Origin of the sequence: Chamaesiphon sp. GL140_3_metabinner_50, assembly GCF_025361915.1 — a bacterium.
Taxonomy (GTDB): domain Bacteria; phylum Cyanobacteriota; class Cyanobacteriia; order Cyanobacteriales; family Chamaesiphonaceae; genus Chamaesiphon.
This window is the reverse complement of sequence record NZ_JANYJC010000189.1, coordinates 1-3667: the sequence shown is the minus strand read 5'-3', so window position 1 is coordinate 3667 and position 3667 is coordinate 1. Positions and strand designations below refer to the sequence as shown.

General features: G+C 42.1%; 3 protein-coding genes. All 3 read right to left on the bottom strand.

What is annotated here, in order from left to right; all coding sequences use genetic code 11:
• Positions 1-713, bottom strand: a 713-nt coding sequence (locus Q0R35_RS09465) for a peptidylprolyl isomerase (protein WP_295616696.1), incomplete at its 3' end; no start/stop codon positions are given.
• A 16-nt stretch (positions 714-729) separates the two neighbouring features.
• A complete protein-coding gene (locus Q0R35_RS09460; RefSeq protein ID WP_295616693.1) occupies positions 730-2892 on the bottom strand; it encodes a response regulator in 2163 nt (720 codons plus the stop codon).
• 171 nt (positions 2893-3063) lie between these two features.
• A partial coding sequence (locus Q0R35_RS09455) for an ATP-binding cassette domain-containing protein (RefSeq protein ID WP_295616690.1) occupies positions 3064-3667 on the bottom strand: 604 nt, incomplete at its 5' end.

The window sequence follows — 3667 nt, the reverse complement described above, 5'->3', positions numbered from 1 at the left end:
GCGATCGTTTCTGTCAGCCATCGATCGAACATTTCGGAGAGGAGTTGTTGCTTGAGCTGTTCGTCTAGCTGGGATTCGACGATCTCTTCGACTTGAATTAGATGTACGCCGACTGCGGTAACGATTGGTTTGAGCAGTTGGGGTGGCTTGGCTGCAAAAATGGCTGCGGAGAGTTCGGGACGCAGTTGTTTGCGTCCGACTTTACCAATATAACCGCCACGGCGACGGAGTTCGGGGGTAGGAATATATTGCTGTGCGACATCTGCAAAGCTGAGATCGCCTTCAAGCAGGGAGTAGTAAATCTCCATTGCTAAATCGTAGTCTTCGAGGATAACTTCGTAGATAATAGCACCACTATAATCGAGCAGATTTTGATAGAATAATTGCTCGATCCGATCGCCGAATAAGTGTTCGGCTAGTTTGTGAGAAATTAGCTCTTGAGTTACCATATCTTCAAAATCATCGATTGACAGACATCGCTCTTCCAGCCATTTTTGAGTGGCTTCGGCACTTTCTAATCGGTTGACGAGCCGAAACTTATCGGCGGCTGTTTGTAAGTCGGCGGTGGTAAGTTCGATGCCAACTTGTTTGACTTGGCGATCGATTGTTTTCCGGCGCACGATTCGCTGTCTTAATTCGGGTATCTTACCTGCTAGTTTAGCTTCGTAGATTAATTCGCGATCGCTAATTTGGTTGTCGATATTTGTGGTCATTATCCATCAATTTATTTTAACGATTGTTATTACTCAATTTCTTAAATGGATCGAGAATAAAGTCAATAATTCGGCGGTGGCGAATTACGATTTCGGCAGTAGCTGGTTGACCCGATTTAAATTGCAGACAATTACCTTCGTATTTAATACAAGACTGACCTAGTTGTACTTCGATCTCATAACTAGCCATCGTTCCTCCCGATGTCATCTGGGATATTTTGGAATTGGGAGCCACCCAGGTTAATTTACCCTTAACTACATCATAACTTTCAAATGGGAATTCATCAAATTTAAGTTTGACATCTTTTTGAATGTTAGGATCGGCTTTTGCATCCAGAGAGGTGCGTAATGATTCGCTCTGAGTGGCGGGAATTTCGCCTTTGAAGACTAGCCCGCTCGTATTAGATGCAATTTCGACAATTAGTTGTTTGGGCTGGACTACAGCACCTTCTCGATCGATTGGCAATTCAAAAATTGTGCCATCTGTATTGGCTTGGATGGTATGTTTTTTAATTTGACTGGTTAGGAAATTACTTTGCTCTCGGTCGCGGGTTATTTCAGATTTTAAAGTTACAATTTGACTTTCAATTTCTCTAAACTGCTGTTCTGTTTTGAGTACGGCAATATTTCCGCCTTTTATCAAACTTTGAGAACCACGTTGTTGTTCGACGAGTCGGAGTTTCGATCCGGCGATATCTGATTGATTTCGCGAGATCGTACCTCGATAAATTTCCTGTTGCTCTCTAAGTCTGAGTTGAGCTTGAGCAATGTCGGCTCGACCTTGCTGTAAGATTTTTTGATAGTTTTCTTGTTGTTCTTTGACTCGGAGTTTTGACTGTTGGAGTGTGGCGAGTGCTTGGGTAAAAAGCTGATTTTTTTCGAGCGCGATACTGGCAATTTCTTTAGTTTTAATTTGAGCGACTGCTCCAGTCTGATAGAGTTTATTATAGCGGCTGACTTCGGTTTGAGCGTCTGTGAGGCGATTCTGCGCCATCAAATGATTGGTTTTAGCATCTAGTACTCCTTGCACGGCTTGACGCACTTGAGTGAGTTTTTCAGCCTGCTGGAGATTATAACTGGATTGGCGATCGACAAGGGTTTGTTCGGCTTGACGCAGTTGGGCTAATTTTTCAGCAATTTGGTTGCGGGAGTTGGTTTCTAGCGTGGCGATATTTTGCTGTGCTTGGGCGATTTGGGATTGTTTTTCGAGCAGTTGCGCTTGATTTTGCTGTTGTTGAGCGGTAGTTCCCAACCCCATTTGATTTTTCATTAAAAATAATCGATCGAGGCGTTGTTGCGCGCCATCGAGTTTGAGTTGATTTTGATAGAGTTGTTCGCGGACATTTTTGGCATCGAGTTCCATAATTATCTGTCCGGCTTTAACGATATCGCCTTTTTTTACATACACTTTAAGTACGGCGACGCTACCTTCAATATCGGCTTCGCGTTTGATCGTATTACCTTTTGCTTCTAATCTTCCTCTGGCGGTACCAATTTCATCCATCTGATAAAAACACGCCCACGGAATGGCAATTCCCACGAAGGCTACTAGTAAATATAATAATCCCCGCGTCCACGGTAGGGGCATCATATCGATTAATTCTTTTGCCGAACTCGACCAATCATTTAGTTTGCTAAGAGTAGTATGAGCGATGGCTGTAAATTGACTGGATGAGTTGTCTTCAAAGTTTGTAGTAAAATTATTAGTTTGGCGGACTTGAAGTTGACTTGACTCGGAACGTTCGATTTTAGAAACTCGGTCGAATTTAACTACTTTCTCTCGCTCGCTCGATGGTTCGGATACTTCTCGAATTTTATCGGCTATTTCTCGATCGATATTTCCTTTGACGATGTATGCTTTGATGCATGAGTTGGGAAAATCGCTAATATCGCCGTTGTCGTTATAGCTACTGAGGATAATTATTTTAATATCCGGGTATTTCTGACTGATAATTCGAGCGGTTTGTAAACCATCGAGCCGGGGCATATCGAGATCGAGTAAAATGATATCTGGCTGTAAATGTTCGAGTTGTTCGATCGCATTATAACCATCGATGGCGGTACCAATAATTTGGAAATCTCGATGTGGTTGTAGTAATGATTTAAGTTTTTCTCTGACGACGCGAAGATCGTCTACTAGTAATATTTTAATCGGTTCTGGACAACTCGCGGCAAGCATAATTTAATATTAACGATGAAGTTTATAGTTCTAATTGAAAGTAATTTTTATTCAATCGCAGAGACGCAGAGGACGCAGAGAAAGAAAAATGAAAAGACAGAAAGAAAGAGATTTATCGATCTTTTCCCTTGGATGAGCGCAGTATTATGTAAATTCACTATCCACTATCTCCTACTCTTGAATAGTAACAAGTTGCTGATGATTGAGATGATAGTATTGTCCGCGTTTGTCCATCAGTTGTTGATGATTGCCGCTCTCGATTAACACTCCTTTATCTAAGACTAAAATTAGATCGGCATTGCGTACTGTAGAGAGTCGATGGGCGATAATAATCGTACTGCGATCGCGTCTAATTTTCTCTAGGTTATTTTGAATTATTTGTTCAGATTCGGTATCTAAACTGCTAGTTGCTTCGTCAAATATTAACAGGCGGGGATTATTTAATAAGGATCGGGCGATCGCAATTCGCTGGCGTTGTCCTCCAGATAACATGCCGCCACCTTCACCAATTTCGGTATCATATCGCATGGGCATTTTCCGAATAAATTCATCGGCACCTGCTAATTCGGCGGCGCGTTCGATTTCTTTTTGGTTGGCTCCTGGTTTGGCAAGCGTGATATTTTCTTTGACGGTGCCGCTAAATAAAAATGTATCTTGATCGACTACGCCGACTTGCGATCGCAAGGAATGTAATGAGATGCTGGTAAGGTCTTTACCATCGATTTCGATCGATCCATTTATGGGCTGATATAATCCTAGAATTAATTTTGAGAGG